The following is a 16447-nucleotide window of genomic DNA, read 5'->3' as shown; positions in this document are numbered from 1 at the left end:
ATGGCCCGATAAAGCACGAAATTCTAAATTTATAACCCATAGAATTGCAGGTCTAGCTTTATTAGGCACCCGTACAAATACCTAATGTATAGATATAGGCTCTCAGGTATTGACCCTGGTGGCCTCTGTAAAATTACTGAGACTATCGTATCGAAATATTTTTCAACTGACGGGGGAAACCTCTAAATCCCTAGATGATATAACGGCTTTAAGTATTTTTACGGATCACTTATTCCTAGATCTCCGTTTAAGTGACGAGTTGAGCAAATCCGTTGATACACGTTCTCGCCTTTCATCAAAAACCGGTTTTCTCTTGGAACTGAGAAAACCGGTTGAGTGGGATGTTATGAGGTTTAGTGGGAATGACTAGTTGCAGGGACTTCTGAGGGCTGCAATAAGCTCAAAAGGTTGCCATCTGGGGTGCGCATGGCAGCAACCTTACCAAAGGCAGGTTCTCTAACACGACCTTCGAGTTGGGCACCTAGGGATTCAAGGTTTGCGATCGCAGCATGTACATCCTCAACATGAAAACTCAAAATGGGAGAATCACCCCCTGCCGTTTCACCTGCTGCATGGAGCGCAATCGTCGTCCCTCCCGCATCTAGCTCTGCCCAACCCGGACTTTGCATTTTCACAGCTAACCCCAGCCCTTCTGAGTAAAACTTAACGGTTGCTGGAATGTCTTTGACCATGAGCATGACATGTTTAAATTCAGCGGCCATATTATTGATTCCTAAACGCCAATCACTGATCATGGTGACATTTTTTCAATCAGTCGTGGCCTAGATCTTAGTAAATGCAAACGTTTGATCATAAAGAGCATCGCAGATAGCCGCACTGGGACCCGGATGACGATCTTCACTCACCCGCACTGTACATTGATGTGATTCCAAGTGCCATCATCGCTCCATATTGAAAATAGCTATACACCGTTGACCAGCAGGGAAAACATGGGGCGGTTGTAGCCACTGACAGTCGGTAATAACCAGATAAAGGTTGGCATTGAGAACACTGAGCGTATTCAGTGGTTCGAGGTCTGCCCCCTGGTTTAGTAGCGGGAATAAGGGGGTGAGTAATTCCCATTGCTCTGCTGTTAGGCCGCTATCGTCAGATGTAGACACTGCTCTCAAGATCCTGTCAGAAATTCTACAGTGACAAATTAGCTTCTTGAGAGCTTCCTTGACTTCTAAAACAGCCTCTAAGATGGCAGCAATTTTGATTCTTCATGATTGAAGATTGGAGCAATGCTTGTTACTGGGCTGGAAGGGATAACCTTCTAATGCCATTTTCAGTCGGTCTGATATAAGAACTTAGCTTGATCCTGACAAACAGGACATACGAATACATAACCACACTCATAGAATTCAAAGTCACCCGTATGTTCTATCTGCGCAATAAACGTCATTCTAGCCCCACAACTGCATACAGGAGTCGTGTCGTACTGTATCCAGCAAGGTTCACCACCAATTTTCCCGCATAAATCATCCGATTTATTGTAAGCGTTGCAGTAGTACTCTGATGAATCGTCACATCCCTCTAAAAGAACACTTGTCTCATCTAATAAAAACTCTTCATCGTTACATGGAGCATTAAGCTCCAATAAGTTAGTTTTGGGTACTAAAATTGCAGCATTTCCACCAAAGTCTGGATCCCACTCATTACAGGATCCTGCGTATAGAGGGTAATTAGTGCAAATAAAAAATAAAAGGATTTGGTGGCGTTCTTCAACTACAGGTATTTTCGTTTCTTCTAAGTCTATCTGCCCAATAAAATGCATCCAATTATTGCACGATGAACAACGCTTCCATTCAGTGCCAGAGTTCGTGATTGGTAATCCACCAAGCTTTGTTAATCGGGATGACAGAGTATTTTGATTTTGGACCTCTCGCATTAAAAATGCCATAGCAGCACGTTAGATGTTCTATCTTTTAATATCATTATCATAAAATAAAAATAAATCCTCATCGAAGAATACCTTATCAATTAGGCTAAATAACTATTAGGTTGTGAGACCAATAAATTTACCTTCTCACAGAGTTCCTATTTCGTAGAAATTGACAATCCTAACAATGCAACAAAGGGCGTAGCTAATGGATCGGGGATGCCTTAGACTTCGGAATGGTTACCCCTGGGAATAGGGAGTCAAACCGTTGATTGACCCAGGCAAGCCGCAGCATGAGTAGATGATTGAAACCATCCTCACTCCAGCGCATACCAACCCCCTTAAAGCGCTGTTGAATCAGCCACTTACAAGCACTTTCGACCATTCCTGACCCCAGCGGTATCTGTAGTTGTTCAAAGTGGCGATATTGGATGTGTCGCAGATGGCGCTGGAAATAAGCCTGTACCTGGAGCAACGTCGTAAAAGATTTGCCCGTAAACAATTGTGAGTGAATCAACATCGTCAAGGACCGCAATACTAATAGGTGTTGCCCATGTCGCAATTGGTGTCGCCAGCGCCGGAACCAGGCTTGGGCTTGAGCAGAGCGAACATCCCCAAACATCACTTTTGTTGCTCGTGCAAGATGGCCTGCTGCATGAAAAAAATCGAGAACTGCCACAGCACAGTGAGAGAACAAGGTGCGGTAGACTCGCCAGAAGCCTCGCCCCCCATCACTCAACCAGATGACGCTTGGGGCCGATTCAAAGTCTTGTTTGCGGGCTTCGAGTTGCAGTAAGGGATGAACTGGTCGATATCGCCCAATACTGCTACCAGTCTTCGACGCAGTAGTTGGGGGACACTCTTTTTAGCTCGGGTGAGCCGTGTTCCCAGGCGGGCTAAGATAGCGACTTTAACTTCTCGCCACTGGATTTTTCCCTTGGGGGTTTTTGGAGTGGGGCGAAAGGGCACCATCACACCGTCAGCAGCAATGGCCAAAGGCAGAGCAGACAACACCTCTGAAATCGCTTCACTAGGAGCCTGTTCACCTGATGCTTGAGCTTGAGTTGAGCCTCTAGCTCCTGATAAGCTTTGTTGCCCATGACTTGCACCCAATTCCACAAGCTTGATGAACTGACGGATAAACCACTCCACTGACTCAGCATCCAACTGGCCAGTTCATAGGGCATAAATAGACTTAACAAGCAGCCTAGACGCACCAGTTCTTTACTGCTGTGCTGGTAAGAGGTAATCCCAATGGATTGATCCAGAGGAGCTGATAGACTACCTGGACACCCTTTTGGACAACGACCCACCCGTCGCTTTCAGTAAATATTTCCCACCAGTGTCTGCATCTGACGAGATTCCCATCCCTTCGAGTGCAAGCGGGTTCCGCAGGTGCTACACCTAGGCCATTCAAATACTGTTTTTGCTCGCCGTGAGAGTTCATCCTCCAGAAGCCATCGAGCCAAAAACAAACCCATTTGCAGAACGATATAAACCATCTGACTCAGGCTGGGTGATTCTTTGAGTGCTTCGACCTGTTCTAGAAATTCGTGATGGGCTAGTACGGCTGGCAATTGCGATGTTAGGCTCATGACAAGTTTTTGATTCGGGTACAGGATCTATTGTCCTTGACCCGTTTTTCTTTGAGCCATACATCCCCGATTCTGTGCTTACGCCCTGCAACAAAACAGTTGAAAGTAGACTGATTGTCTCAAAATAGCCAAGATAATTGACACCTAACAAATGCCTTACCTACTTTTAGATTGTGTAAGGTGACAGGTTCGCTTTCCTTACGGCAACAAAGATATCAAATCAAATTCCTGGCGGATATCTAATAGCGATCGCTCAAGCAACGGCTCGAAATCCAGAAATGGCAGCAGCTTCTGACGGTTACGAGTTCTAATCCAAATGGGAATTAGATCAATCAATACTGCAGGTAGTACGCTCAAAACCGCTCCATATAGCCAAAGCGCCCCCTTCTCTCGAATCATATCGTCGTACATCACATCAACTGCAGGGGAGTTTTTCATTTTCAGATACGTCTGAAATGTACATTCACTCGTCCACCAAAACAACGGCAGAATTTTTAGCTCATCGTGCATACCTGTATCGCAGCCATAAATCACATGACCCACATCATGTGCCCGTAAAATCTTGCCAAAGTGAGTGGGTTGAGTCCCTGGATTTGTGACATGCGGATTGCATGCATAGTACTCAATTAGCCCTTCTCTCAGGGTTTGAGTACTTTTTTTATCCATATATAGGGGTTGTTGACTCATTTAATTACGATACGTAGTTGTATCGTAATTCATAATAGCATCTATGAAAGATGCCTATAAAAAGTCACCGGGGAGACCTCGCAGTGCGTCGTCTCACCAGGCCATGTTGAAAGCCACGCTGGAACTACTGGCCGAAATAGGGTTTGAGAAGATGAGTATGGATGCGATCGCAACACGCGCAGGAATAGGCAAGACAACCATTTATCGGCGATATGCCAATAAGGACAAACTCGTTGCTGATGCCATCGAGAGTGTGCGGGAAGAGATTTGCGTTCCCGATACAGGGAATCTTTGGGGGGATATGGATGCCTTAATCGAAAATGCAGCACAAATAACGCTGACCCCACTCGGGAAGCAAGCCGTTGCCATGATCATTAGCAGCGCCTCTAGTAATGCGAAGTTTGCGCAAGTTTACTGGGAAAAATATCTTCTACCTCGAAAACAAGCTTTCGCCAGCGTTATTGAACGGGCAAAAGTAAGACAGGAAGTTGCAAGTGATGTGGATGCAGGTTTAGTGTTCGACACGATGAGCGGCATTATGCTCTATGCATTAATCTTTCCACCGGAAGAAGCTTGGACGGACTATATCCGCCGTGCACTCAGCTTGCTGCTTAACTCGAACGGGAGTAATGATGGCTGACTAGCGAAATCAAGGGTTTCCAAAGACATAACAAAGGTACTGAGAAAAAGAGCTTAACCGATTATGGGTTACTTCTTTTTTGGCATAACTATCCCAGAAATAGACAAAGAGAACTCAGCATCATCTGGCGGAATGAATCAGCAATATCGATGTGCAATTCACCTGATTCTGAAAAACACACCACTGCATTATTTCGTCCAATATCAAATACAAGGTAGCCACCTTCTACTTCATCAGTCGAATTGTTGACAATCCATGCTTCACCAAAGGGAAAAAACTCTAAGTTCCCAATGTTTCCGAACAGATTAGGCTTTTCCTGAAGCAGTCTTAATACATCATGCTCAAGATGATCATGCTCATCGGCAATTTTCATCAACAATAGGTGAACCCACATTACTGCCCGATCATTTTCACGATAAACCTGGTAATAATCGCTAAATCCACCTTCACAAGTTCGTCCTATCATTTCAACAAAGTCTGTGGGCAATTGATAGGAAATTGTGCTTTCAAATGAGTCTCTTTGCTGTTCTGGGTTAGAGTACACCCGACCAAAACTAAACCAAATACCTTCATTGGGATCAAATGGAACACCATAATCTGGGTTGAAGGGTAGGCTGGCATCATCGACGTACACCAGATCCACAAGTTGTATATATTTTGCAGTGATAGGTTGTGCTTCCTGCCAAGACGATTCCAATGCATCTGGCAAAATATTCAAGAAATGCGGCTCTACACTTTCGAATTTGAATTCGACCCCCAACTTATTTTGAGTTGACCATTTGATGATGGCAGTAGGATATCTTTCTTGCTTTAAGTGCCCAACCAACGCCTTGATTATGGCGTTATCGCTATGTTTGTCAAGCTCGTTAATCCAATTCATGACGTGTAGCGGCAGGGCTGTTTTAAGTTAGCAGCGAAAAAATAATATCGACCCGATTAGCCAGCTTAGTCATCGCGGTTTTGAGGGATTGATAGTCGTTTAGCCGCAGGATATTAATCCCAATAGTTCTAAGCACTGACCAATTGAGCAGTGCTTGTTCATCTTCGAGTCGATAATCATCTTCGCCAAAACAACATCCTTCGGCCAATGCAACCGATTTTCAATGCCCCAATGTTCTCGGACCAGAGATTGCCAATGCTGGGGTGAGGTGGCAGCTGAACTGATGTAATAGGCCGTATTGTGATACTCCTTTCCTTTGCGAGTACCCCATCGTTGGACACAAAGTACAGAGCGAATTGCTGTCCATTCTTGTAGGGCTATGCCGACAGGCTCATAAACCTGTATACACCGATGTTCATCTCGTCCTCTACTTTGGGCGGAGTGGATGTGCTCAGCCATGGGTTTAAGACACTCAAAGTAAGTCTGGAGGTGGTCGTAAAGTCTTCCCTGGTTGGATTTGACCGCCACGAGATAGTCATTACCCGAGGCCACAATCTTCTCAAGTGTTTTTTTGGGCGTGTAAGGCATCCATGGTAATCAGCAAGCCATCGAGTTGAAGGGTTTCCAATAGTGCCTGGACGACTTTGATTTCGCTATTATCCTCCTGAGTGAGGGCTTCGAGCTTGAGGGTGATGCCTGCTTCCACCGCAAATAAACTCACCAACCCTACAAAACGCTGCTTCCCCTTGGCATCTGTCAGCCCCTGACGAATCCGTTTGCCATCAATGGAGGCTGCATAATTATCGGAGAGTGAGTCTGGGCTTTCGAGAGCATCCATGCTTCAAATTGGTGGCTCAACGCTTGGAAGTCAAGCCCCTTCATCACTCGACGAAAGGTACAGTGAGACGGAACTTCGAGGCTCTCAAGCCCCAATAGCTCACTTAAAGGCTGGCGATAATCGCTCACAAAGGTTTCTAACGGACGGTACCCTTGATATCCAGCAAGCATGCCCATCACCATCAATAGCAACAGCAGCCATAACGGATGAATACGGCCATGGGCACTGCGGAAATCCGGGACTTGCTTCAAAGTATCGATTAGATGGCTCATCGGTCTCTCTACTGTTGGTCAGTAGAACCATCCTATTTTTTCTAGGAGTAACGTAAAACAACCCTGCGTGTAGCGGGGTATCAGGAGTATGAAGTCATGCTGAGGGATAAGGAAAAACTCATCAATATGATCAAAGTCGTTTCATTGAGGGAACTGAGCTTTGTCGGTTTGGCCCAATCTATTTAAGTATTGTTCCGAACAACTCTACAAGGGTTCCCGGCTGCCACCACATTTGCAGGAATACTTTTGGATACCAAACTGCCAGCACCGATCACAGCATTTTCGCCAATATCAACCCCAGGCAAAATAATTGAGCCCCCTCCAACCCAAACATTGGAGCCGATGGTGATTGGCTTTGCAAACTCGAACCCTTGCAATCGTTTGGCATTATCCAAAGAATGTCCAGCTGTGTACACCTGAACATTGGGGCCAAATTTTACAAAATCACCGATGGTCACCAACGAACAATCGAGAATGACGCAGTTGAAATTCAGATAGACATTCTGCCCCAGGAAGAGGTTATAGCCATAATCAAAGAAAAAGGGTGGCTCAATATAGCAATCCGTCCCGTATGAGCCAAAGGATTGCGCTAGAATTTCCAGCTTCTCGGGACTGTATCCAGGGGTTGCGTTGAACTCATGGCATTTTGTATGAGCTAGCGTCCGATCCCTCGTTAATTCCGCATCAGAAGCGAGGTAATCTGCCCCTGCGAGCATTTTCTGTTTTTCACTTAGCATTTGAAATGACAGACTGAGCCCTATCGAGTAGGGGGATATCTGGGAAAATTATCGGCCAGATGTGGTCCCCACTAAAGTGTGTTTAGTTGTTGAAGCCTGATTTTTGCTGATTGCCTCTTCCCATAGCTCCACCAGGGTCTGAAATGCTCGGTCCCAACTGTAGTTTTCAATGCTGGATGGCGCATAATCTCCCATCCCTCGTCGCAGCGTCGGGCTTTCGATTAGGGCTTGAAGCTTGCTGGCAAAGTCATGGACCGATTGGGGCTCATACAGATAGCCGTTGCAACCATGCTCAATGTTTTCAACGACCCCACCTGCTCGGGGAGCGACGACTGGAATCCCTGAAGCAAAGGCTTCTAGGATGGTTAGACCTCGGGCTTCTTTTTCTGAAGTGGTGATATGAATATCGCTATTGGCCAGTAGCACAGGAATTTGCGTTGGATCGACACGACCCAACAGATGAACATGGGGGGTTAAAGCCCCTAATTCTTCCGCAATTTCTTCCCGCATCGAGCCATCGCCCGCCACAATCAGCGCCACCTTATCGCGATCAATGCGGGGTAAAAATTCTCGCATTGCTTTGAAGGTAAATCCCCAGCCTTTATCCGGGGTAAGCCGTCCAACAAACACCAGTTTGACTTGCTGATCCACCTCCGGTAGATCGTAATTCTGGGCAAAGTAGTTCGGCTGTCGCAGGTTGGGACTAAACTGATCGGTATCAAAGCCTACTAACCCTGCATACCGGCTGTTTTTAATCCCCAGCTTGATAATTTTCTCTTGTGTAATTGGACTGGTGGTAAAGGTCTGATCGTAAGCGTTATACACCCGTCGCAGCAGTAGCTTAAATACATTCTGGAGGCCGGAAATGGCAGCGGCAGGCCAGTCGAAATAGTCCTCTGCATACTCAATAAAATTCGTGCGGTAAAAGCAAACACAGGGGATGCCAGCTTGCTTAGCATAATTGATGCCGGGGGTTTGCAAAAGCCCTACAGACAGTCGTTCTGGCTCATCTACATGCAGGATATCTGGCTGGAATTCCTCTAAAGATTGCATCAAATAGGGGCGGGCTCGCCAACTAACATTGCGCTCAAAATCCAGCCCCATAAAAGCATCACTGGGGAGGTTGACGACCTCAATGTTAGGGAGAATTTCGCCCGTGTAATCCTGCCAGTTCGGATAGACGCTCGCTAATGAACTGTAGTCAGGACAAAAGACTCGAACTTGATGTCCCCACTGGCTCAGCTTTTTCATCCGATTGAAGTCAGCGACGGTAACGCCATCGACAACAGGCAGAAAACCAGAGGTAATAATGGCAATCTTCATGGAGAGGTTACCTCCTCAAAACTATAAGCGTCACGGATGTCCGATTTGGAGGTGGGGCGATCTAGGGTTTTAACGGTTGGAATCTCTACATCCAAGCGGCGTAAGCGACGACTTCTAAACGCCATAGCAGTGGCTACCAGGTTCCCGATTCCCATCATCAGCACCATCAGGGCAATCCCTCTACCTTCCCCAATTCCGCCAATGTAGGGACCTACCGTTTCAGCAAACGGGCCACCCGCCATCAGGGGTTCTAGGAAGTTCTCGACTAAAGGCCCCACGACAATATAGGCAAAAATTGCCAGAGACTTTTCAATCATTTGTTGCAGTGCAAATACTCGCCCCTGGTAATGCTGGGGGACTTTACTCTGCCAAATGGCCTGGTTGCAACTGACAATAATGGGTTGAGCGAATAAGTAGACAAACAGTCCCATGGCCGCCAGAAGAATGGAGGTTTGGAGTGCTGCCATCAACATGATTCCAGCCTGTAAGGGGATGAAGTAGAGCAAACCGTAGACCCGGCGTTTAGGGCCACCCCAAGCGGTCATAACAATACTGCCCAGTAGTAACCCACTGCCCCCGATGGAGAGCACATAGCCAAGCTCTTCCCGAGAACCAAAATCCAAAATCAATGGCCAAAACACAACTTCTAAAATGCCTACGGAAAAGAAGTTAGTGGACATAAAGAGCAGTAATCGAGATAAACCAGGGCGTTTGGTGATATATCGCCAGGCAAACTGCATCTCTTGAAGGAGCCGCCGGATTTGGGGCGGTTTGGTCGGCCGGGTGCGAACGATTTTGGGGAAGCGGGCAATTAACAGGGTTGAGAGGGCGATCAAAAAGGTACTGAAGTCGATGATTAAGATGCCGCCAATACCCACAATGCCGATCAGGAAACCTGCGATCGCAGGTGAGATCACCCGAGCGATACCACGAGAAATCTGGACCATACCGTTCATACGGCTATATTGGCTAGCCGGAGTTAGCTGCGAAATGGCGGCCGTATAGGCAGGCACTTGGAAGGCATTAAAAATAGAGTTAACACCCACGGCCAGGTAGATATGCCAAATCTCCAGCTGATTTGTGAGGACTAAGGCACCAATAATCAGCGTGCCAATACCTGCGGCTGCATCACTGAGAATCATTGCCCAGCGACGGTCCCATCGGTCCACGAGGGACCCAGCAATGGGTGAGATTAGCGTATTGGGCAAGTAGGTAAACAAAATCACCAGCGCCAGCTGGCTAATCGACTGATTTTGTTGATAAACCCATACTCCAAGGGCAAACTCTGTCAGTTTTGTCCCTAGCAGGGAAACGACTTGTCCTAACCAAATCAGCAGAAATGTTTGCATCTAGCTCCTTTACACCTTGGCGACAAAATCAGCAGGTTGTTGCGCTGGAAAAAACGGCTTCAGGAGGCCCCTTAACGTTTTGATGGGGCTGGGCAGCAGCAATCCAGAGTCAATCCAAGAGGCTAATGTTTGATGTAGCCAATTCCCTAAAACAGGTTGATGTCCGACTCGCGCATCATTTGGAATGAATATTTCAAACTGCTGGAGTGAACCCCTCATCCAAGAAGTCGAAACGGCGAATATGGGTTTTCTTGATTTAAAATCCATAGAATTTTTCCTAAGCCATGGAGAAAAAGCATGAAGAAAACTTCTGCTTATTCAAAACTTGGATAACGACGGTTTGGGGGAATTGTTGAATCAAGTATTGCTACTACAGTAATTAGATTAAATCTAGACTGGTTTCATCCGTTTGATTTAGCCAGCGAGATGAATCATTCTGCAACACACTTTTAACGCTAGCTAGTAGCAATCTAATGACATAAAAGGTTCAGATTTTGTTTCCTTGAAGGAATCATGAATGCCTTCAACTACTGGACATTAGGACTTAAATGTCGATAGCTAAAAGGTACGTTAAATGGAGATTAAGGATTAAATCTGAAAGGTTATCTATTTAACAAGATGCTATTGCGTGAAACTAAAGTCAAACCCTAGTGTTTAGATTTCTTAAGTGTCCAGTGTTATGCCTATTTTTTCATTAGAAATCAGAAAAGCAAGCTGTGAGGATTTACCTGCACTCAACCAGTTAGCCTTTCAGTCAAAAGCCTATTGGGGATATTCCTCTGATTTTATGGTAGCCTGTCGGTCTGAATTAACCTACACTGCAGCACACATTAATCAACCCCAATATCATTTTTTTCTAGGTGAAAGAGAAAATCGTTTAATTGGCTTTTATGGATTAGAACACCTGCCTGCCCAAGAAATGGAGCTGATTGCCCTGTTTGTGTCCCCCAGTTCTATTGGGCAGGGCCATGGCAAATATCTGATCCGTCATGCCCAACGCCAAGCTGCTATTTGGGAGACGCAATCGATTCTGATTCAGAGCGATCCGAATGCGGAGGCCTTTTACCGTAATGTAGGGGCTTACCGGATTGGCCAAACTGAATCTGAAAGCATTCCTGATCGTTTCTTACCGTTGCTAAAGCTTGACTTACGAGAAGGTTGATTGGCCGTTTGTGAGAATTATTTTTAATAAGAGTGCTAAGAGAGTTAAAAACGTCATCAGATTCGAATTTTTCTGTTAAGAGTCAGCTGCCTCTGGGGGTACACTAAGGCTGATGAGGGTTTGGCTTCTTTTGGTCCTGTTGTTTGATCATGATGAGTATTACACTCCTTAAGCTGTTCTGAATACGGGCCGTTGTGCATTCTGAGGTTGGCAGAAGGCTGCAACGATAGGTGTTTCAAGGACAGTTTGGAGGAACCATCTCTTTCGTTAAAGAGATGGGCAGGGCAATTAATAATAGGCGGTCGCAGAGTAAACGAGGTTGTCAGTAATTCAGCAGTTCTGGAATCAATTAACCATTGTCCCAAGACAACTGTCGTTGGGGCTTAAAACCCTGCTTGATCAGTTGGAATCACCCACGTTGGCCTTGCCAGAAGTTGCCCAGTCGCAGGCTACAGGCAATCACTTTCTGCTGGCGTACCAGAAACTAGCTGATCTGGATTCACAGTATCTGTCCTTATCAGAACGGTTGCAAAAATCAGTGGAAATTCTCAGTGAGACCCTGGGATTTGCCATCGTTGTGCTTGATTTTTATGACCCGAATCAGCAAACCCTGCAGTTTCAGGCCGGGACGATTAGACGTCTCAATCATGAGGATGAGGGGACATTACAACGCCTTAACCATCAGGCTAGCCAGGTGCTCGGGGCTTCTAGGCCCCTTGTTCTGGTGGATGATCAAGGGGTGATCAACCAGACCCACTTGGCATCTTACCTCCCTCCCTCGGCATTACTTAAAACGGTTGTGCAACTGCCTGTGGCAACCAATCATACGGTTTTGGGGATGTTGACATTAGGGAGCCCTGAGCTCCTGCCCGATGCAGATATGCTCTGTTTGTGGGGCAAACAGGTCGCCAGCTTTTTGGCTTGGCTCATCCAGGCTGAACGGTCGAACACCTGTTTCAATACCGTTCAAGAACGATTTGCCCTAGTTGCTAGCAGTTTCAGAGGCTGTTTTTATGACTGGGATATTGCCTCCGCTTCCATCCTCCAGTTTACGAAAACAACTGAGGAGCAGGCTGCTAAGCCCCATGCCCCCCGCCAATTCTCTGTACTGGAATGGCTGGATCAAATCCATCCTGAAGATCGACATCTATTAGAAACTCTGATCGATCAAGACTTTCAGGGGGAGGATCAATTTGAGCTGGAGTATCGTTGGCAATCTGATGGGCAACCCTTTATGTGCGATCGGGGCGTGATCCAGCGGGATGCCCAAGGGGTTCCGAACCGGGTTGTGGGTGTCCTGACCAATATTGCTGGCTTTAAGCGCCTAGAAGTGAATGCTCAGCAGCAAATTGACCACTATCAAACGCTGCTGGCTGATATCTCCATTGTCATCTTTAAGACAGATCTAGCAGGGCATTGGACCTATCTCAATCCTGCATGGTCTAAATTAACTGGGGTTTCTTTAGAAGACAGCCTAGGGAAACCCATTTGGGATTTTGTGCATCCCGACGATCGACCGGGTCTTCAGGAGGCGTTTCATAATCTTGTGGAACAGACCGCCGAGAGCTATGGCCATGAGTTGCGTTTCTTTAGTCAGCAGGGTGGGTGCGCCTGGGTGGTGGTCCATAACCATGTCATGCGCGCTGAGGACGGAACCCGTATAGGCACAGCAGGCACCTTGGAAGATGCCTCAGAACGGAAGCAAACAGAACAGGCTCTGCTCCATGATGCACTTCATGATGGTTTAACCCAGTTACCCAATCGGGTTCTGTTTATGGATCGATTGGAGCAGGCTTGTCGTTCCTTTCAGCGGCATCCAGAGGAAATTTTTGCCGTTCTGTTCTTAGATCTTGATCGGTTCAAGATTATCAACGATACCCTTGGTCATATGGTTGGGGACCAACTGCTGGTGGCCGTGGCCCATCGGCTACAAACCTGCCTTCGGCCTGAGGATACAGTGGCTCGCCTCGGGGGGGATGAGTTTACGCTTCTGCTTCCCAATATTGATCAGGCTGAGGATGCGATGCATATTAGCGATCGCATTTTGCAATCCCTGAAGGAGCCCTTTACCCTCGACCATACCGAAGTCTTTATTACCGTGAGCATCGGCATTGCCATGAGTGGCAATCCAGAGCATAAACCAGACGACCTGCTACGTCATGCAGATATTGCTCTTTATCGGGCTAAGGCTAATGGCAAGGGCTGTTATGCCGTCTTTTCTCCAGAGATGCCCCTCCAGCCCCTAGCCCAGGTGCAAGTCGAGACAGAAGTGCGGCAGGCCCTGGATGATGAGGAGTTTCGCCTATACTGTCAACCCGTCCATTCCTTGGAAAATAACGAGGTTTGGGGCTTTACGCTTCAGATGTACTGGCAGCATCCCCAAAAAGGCATGCTGCCGTCCTTTGAGTTTCTGCCGTCAGTGACAGATACGGGACTGCAGCGATCCTTGGGCTGGTGGGTCTTGCGCAAGGCTTGTGCTCAGCTCCACCAGTGGCAGCGAATGCCCACCGAACAACCCTTATCAATTTGGGTGGTGGTGTCTGAGGCACAACTGACTTCCTCTAATTTCTTATCCAAATTTGAGCGACTGCTCGAAAAACATGACATCAACCCCCAGCATTTGGTTCTAGAGTTACCCCCATCCCTGTGGCCACGACCATCCAAGAAGGTCTTAGCCCATCTCCAGGACGTTCACTCGCGAGGCGTCCAACTGGCTCGGGTGCAAGATAATCAAGATTTTGATTGGTTGTCTGGAGAGGAAAGTTTACCGGTCGATTGGGTTAAACTGTCATCGACTCTTCTGGGTAACCTAGATCAGCAAGGCTATTTAGAATCGATCCATTCGTTGTTTATCCTGGCAGCCAGTGCAGAAATTAAGATGTTGGCGGATGGGATTCAAACCCCGAAGCAGCGTCTTTTGATGAGTGCGTTGAAATGCGATTATGGACAAGGTCATAATTTTACAGATCCTATTCCTGCCCATGCCGCCGATCCTTGGCTTGAACCGTCATACTCCCAACCCCTTGACAGCATGAACCCCTCATCATCCATGTCCCTATTGATCATCTACAGTCCGATTGGTCAATCGCAAGTTCCGCTTGTGGGCAAGCAGTCCTGGACCATTGGCCGCAGTCCAGATAACACGATTGTTCTCCCTGATCGGTGGGCATCTCGTAATCATGCCCAATTGCGGGCTACCGATGCAGGCGAATTTTTCCTCATTGACTTGGGAAGCGGGAATGGATCGGTGGTGAATGGTGAACGGGTGACCATGCCCGTTGCTCTCAAGGATGGTGATTTGATTACCATTGGCCATTCTCAACTGGAATTTCATCACCGCCCTAGAGAATCTGCCCTAAGTGCCATCGAAACGGCGCCTAAAAATGTATTGATGATGCAGGCTTCCCATATGCAGGGGCAAGTCTGGAAAGAAGCATTGAGTTCTCAGGGCATCTCCCTGACTTGGCTGAATGAAAATATAGATTTGGCTCAATATCTGACCCAGTCCATTAAGTCAGGGCAAGGGGTTCCAGATCTATTGCTGCTGGATATGACGATTCTGAAGCCCAATCCCTACAGTTTCTGTCGATGGTGCCATAATTTGCATCCTACCCTCAAAATTATTTTGACGAGCGGCACTCGTACGTTTGTCCCAGCGTCTGAACGAAAATGGGCGACCCATCAGGGAGCATCTGAGTTGATTGCAGCGTTTGATGAAGGCAGTATTTTCTCAAATTTGATTGACGTGATGGCCAAAGTTAGGGTTGTCTTGGCGACCATTAATTGGCGTCCCATTGAGCAAGGTTCTCTATCCTCTGCGCTCTTAGCCATTAAACCTAGCCTGACGACATCTACCTTTAATAGCCGCCAAACCATTATTGGTGAGCTACCGGCTGATCTAGAGTCTACCTAAGGGACTGCTCTAAAGCATTTAGGATGGCTTCCGCCGCTCGCTGGAGAACCCCTGGAAGACCAAGGTGAGATCGCAACTCCTGATACTCAGCCATCATGGTGTGTCGAGCCTCCCCTTTCTCTAGTAGTGAACAGGCAAGTTCTGCAATCTTTTCTGGAGTTACCTCCTGTTGCAATAGCTCGGGCACAATTTCTCGTCCGACCACAAGATTGACCGGCGAAATAAACTCAACCTCAAAGTGAAGCAGATGCTGATAGAGCCAAGCACTGATGGCTCCCACCCGATAGACCACCACTTGCGGGACATTGAGAAGGGCTGCTTCTAGATTAGCGGTCCCGGATTTAGTAATTACTACATCTGCGGCGGCGATGACCGTTTGAGAATCCGGGGAGATAGAAATGGGGAGCCCCGTCTTTTGAATGGCTTGAGTGACATCACGACGATAGGCCGATAGGGCCAAAGGCATCCAGAACTGAAGGTTTGGTACCTGGTGGTAGATCCGTCGGGCGGCGGTGAGGATTATGGGCAAGAGGTGATCCAGTTCCTGTTGGCGCGAGGCAGGCATCAGCGCCATCATGGGTTGTTGGGGATGAAGCCCCAACTGCTGACGGGCTTGTTCTCGTGGGGGAAACTGATGGACGTGATCCACCAGGGGATGGCCCACCCAATTGATATCTGCCCCCATCCCTTGGTAATACGTGGCTTCCTGGGGAAAAATAGCCAGCATTTTATCGCTGAGGTCCACGACTTGCCGGGTGACCCCTAACCCTTGGGACCAGACCCATTCGGGGGGGGCAATGTAGTAGACCACCGGGCTGGGGAAGGCCTGCTTGAGGCGTTGGCCTAATCGAAGGTTGGGGCCGATATAGTCAATCAAAACCGTGAGATCGGGGGGAACCTGTTTGAACTGATCCATCACCTGCTTGTGTAGCTTCAGGGTGGGCCAGACAAAGGGTAATGCATTGACGGGACCAATCGCGCCGATCTGGCTGGTATCCCCTAGGAGTCGAGCGCCTACAGCAGCCATTCGCGGACCCCCCAAAGCCCAGATCTCTAGGGAATATCCTCGGGACTGGGCTTCTGCTATCAGGGCAGGAATCAGTAAACTGCCCTGGAGATCGCCAGAGACCTCGCCGGTACTGATAAAAATTCGGTAGGGCCGATCCATC

Annotated in this window: 12 protein-coding genes and 3 pseudogenes; 3 read left to right on the top strand and 12 right to left on the bottom strand. The window is 47.5% G+C overall.

The genetic code is table 11. The features are described 5' to 3' along the window. Nucleotides 1-353: 353 nt before the first annotated feature. From ON05_RS23235 to ON05_RS23215, 5 genes and pseudogenes are all read right to left on the bottom strand, one after another. A complete protein-coding gene (locus ON05_RS23235; protein WP_010467697.1) occupies nt 354-722 on the bottom strand; it encodes a VOC family protein in 369 nt (122 codons plus the stop codon). Nucleotides 723-818: 96 nt separating this feature from the next. After that, nucleotides 819-1121: pseudogene (locus ON05_RS23230) on the bottom strand (transposase); the annotation flags it as partial. A 167-nt stretch (nt 1122-1288) separates the two neighbouring features. Then, nucleotides 1289-1777 carry a hypothetical protein gene (locus ON05_RS23225; RefSeq protein ID WP_010467699.1) on the bottom strand — a complete coding sequence of 163 codons (489 nt, stop codon included), beginning with the start codon at nt 1775-1777 and terminating at the stop codon, nt 1289-1291. Nucleotides 1778-2087: 310 nt separating this feature from the next. Then, nucleotides 2088-3477 (bottom strand): annotated as a pseudogene (locus tag ON05_RS23220) (ISKra4 family transposase). 198 nt (nt 3478-3675) lie between these two features. After that, nucleotides 3676-4164, bottom strand: coding sequence for a hypothetical protein (locus tag ON05_RS23215; RefSeq protein ID WP_010482438.1), 489 nt, complete (start codon nt 4162-4164; stop codon nt 3676-3678). A gap of 43 nt (nt 4165-4207) precedes the next feature. Here ON05_RS23215 and ON05_RS23210 point away from each other — a divergent pair, with 43 nt between their 5' ends. Then, a complete protein-coding gene (locus ON05_RS23210; protein WP_010482436.1) occupies nt 4208-4804 on the top strand; it encodes a TetR/AcrR family transcriptional regulator in 597 nt (198 codons plus the stop codon). An 88-nt stretch (nt 4805-4892) separates the two neighbouring features. Here ON05_RS23210 and ON05_RS23205 read toward each other — a convergent pair whose 3' ends face one another. The 6 genes and pseudogenes from ON05_RS23205 to ON05_RS23180 form a co-directional block, all read right to left on the bottom strand. Beyond that, complete coding sequence (locus ON05_RS23205; RefSeq protein WP_010482435.1) at nt 4893-5684, bottom strand: hypothetical protein; 792 nt, start codon at nt 5682-5684, stop codon at nt 4893-4895. A gap of 22 nt (nt 5685-5706) precedes the next feature. Beyond that, nucleotides 5707-6794, bottom strand: a pseudogene (locus tag ON05_RS23200) (ISAs1 family transposase). Between the two features lie 182 nt (nt 6795-6976). After that, nucleotides 6977-7531: a sugar O-acetyltransferase gene (locus tag ON05_RS23195; RefSeq protein WP_010470912.1), complete on the bottom strand. Its 555-nt coding sequence runs from the start codon at nt 7529-7531 to the stop codon at nt 6977-6979. A 48-nt stretch (nt 7532-7579) separates the two neighbouring features. After that, nucleotides 7580-8854 carry a glycosyltransferase gene (locus ON05_RS23190; protein WP_010470914.1) on the bottom strand — a complete coding sequence of 425 codons (1275 nt, stop codon included), beginning with the start codon at nt 8852-8854 and terminating at the stop codon, nt 7580-7582. Then, nucleotides 8851-10203: an MFS transporter gene (locus tag ON05_RS23185; protein WP_010470916.1), complete on the bottom strand. Its 1353-nt coding sequence runs from the start codon at nt 10201-10203 to the stop codon at nt 8851-8853. The genes ON05_RS23190 and ON05_RS23185 overlap by 4 nt, the downstream gene beginning before the upstream one ends. Nucleotides 10204-10212: 9 nt before the next feature. Further along, entirely contained in the window at nt 10213-10470 is a 258-nt protein-coding gene (locus tag ON05_RS23180) for a hypothetical protein (protein WP_010470918.1), read from the bottom strand. A gap of 412 nt (nt 10471-10882) precedes the next feature. On the opposite strand from ON05_RS23180, the gene ON05_RS23175 reads away from it, so the two are divergent. After that, a complete protein-coding gene (locus ON05_RS23175) occupies nt 10883-11365 on the top strand; it encodes a GNAT family N-acetyltransferase (RefSeq protein ID WP_010470920.1) in 483 nt (160 codons plus the stop codon). A 319-nt stretch (nt 11366-11684) separates the two neighbouring features. Continuing rightward, entirely contained in the window at nt 11685-15278 is a 3594-nt protein-coding gene (locus ON05_RS23170; protein ID WP_010470922.1) for a diguanylate cyclase domain-containing protein, read from the top strand. Here the strand turns inward: ON05_RS23170 and lpxB are convergent. Further along, entirely contained in the window at nt 15271-16446 is a 1176-nt protein-coding gene (lpxB, locus tag ON05_RS23165; RefSeq protein WP_010470924.1) for a lipid-A-disaccharide synthase, read from the bottom strand. The two genes, ON05_RS23170 and lpxB, sit on opposite strands and share 8 nt — an antisense overlap. Nucleotide 16447 lies beyond the last annotated feature (1 nt).

This window comes from Acaryochloris sp. CCMEE 5410 (assembly GCF_000238775.2).
GTDB lineage: Bacteria > Cyanobacteriota > Cyanobacteriia > Thermosynechococcales > Thermosynechococcaceae > Acaryochloris.
This window is presented reverse-complemented; position numbering and strand designations above follow the sequence as displayed.

Bases quoted from the DNA above. Each gene is read 5' to 3' on its own strand.
- ON05_RS23235 (WP_010467697.1), bottom strand. From the start codon at position 722: ATGGCCGCTGAATTTAAACATGTCATGCTCATGGTCAAAGACATTCCA.
- ON05_RS23225 (WP_010467699.1), bottom strand. From the start codon at position 1,777: ATGCATTTTATTGGGCAGATAGACTTAGAAGAAACGAAAATACCTGTA.
- ON05_RS23215 (WP_010482438.1), bottom strand. From the start codon at position 4,164: ATGAGTCAACAACCCCTATATATGGATAAAAAAAGTACTCAAACCCTG.
- ON05_RS23210 (WP_010482436.1), top strand. From the start codon at position 4,208: ATGAAAGATGCCTATAAAAAGTCACCGGGGAGACCTCGCAGTGCGTCG.
- ON05_RS23205 (WP_010482435.1), bottom strand. From the start codon at position 5,684: ATGAATTGGATTAACGAGCTTGACAAACATAGCGATAACGCCATAATC.
- ON05_RS23195 (WP_010470912.1), bottom strand. From the start codon at position 7,531: ATGCTAAGTGAAAAACAGAAAATGCTCGCAGGGGCAGATTACCTCGCT.
- ON05_RS23190 (WP_010470914.1), bottom strand. From the start codon at position 8,854: ATGAAGATTGCCATTATTACCTCTGGTTTTCTGCCTGTTGTCGATGGC.
- ON05_RS23185 (WP_010470916.1), bottom strand. From the start codon at position 10,203: ATGCAAACATTTCTGCTGATTTGGTTAGGACAAGTCGTTTCCCTGCTA.
- ON05_RS23180 (WP_010470918.1), bottom strand. From the start codon at position 10,470: ATGGATTTTAAATCAAGAAAACCCATATTCGCCGTTTCGACTTCTTGG.
- ON05_RS23175 (WP_010470920.1), top strand. From the start codon at position 10,883: ATGCCTATTTTTTCATTAGAAATCAGAAAAGCAAGCTGTGAGGATTTA.
- lpxB (WP_010470924.1), bottom strand. From the start codon at position 16,446: ATGGATCGGCCCTACCGAATTTTTATCAGTACCGGCGAGGTCTCTGGC.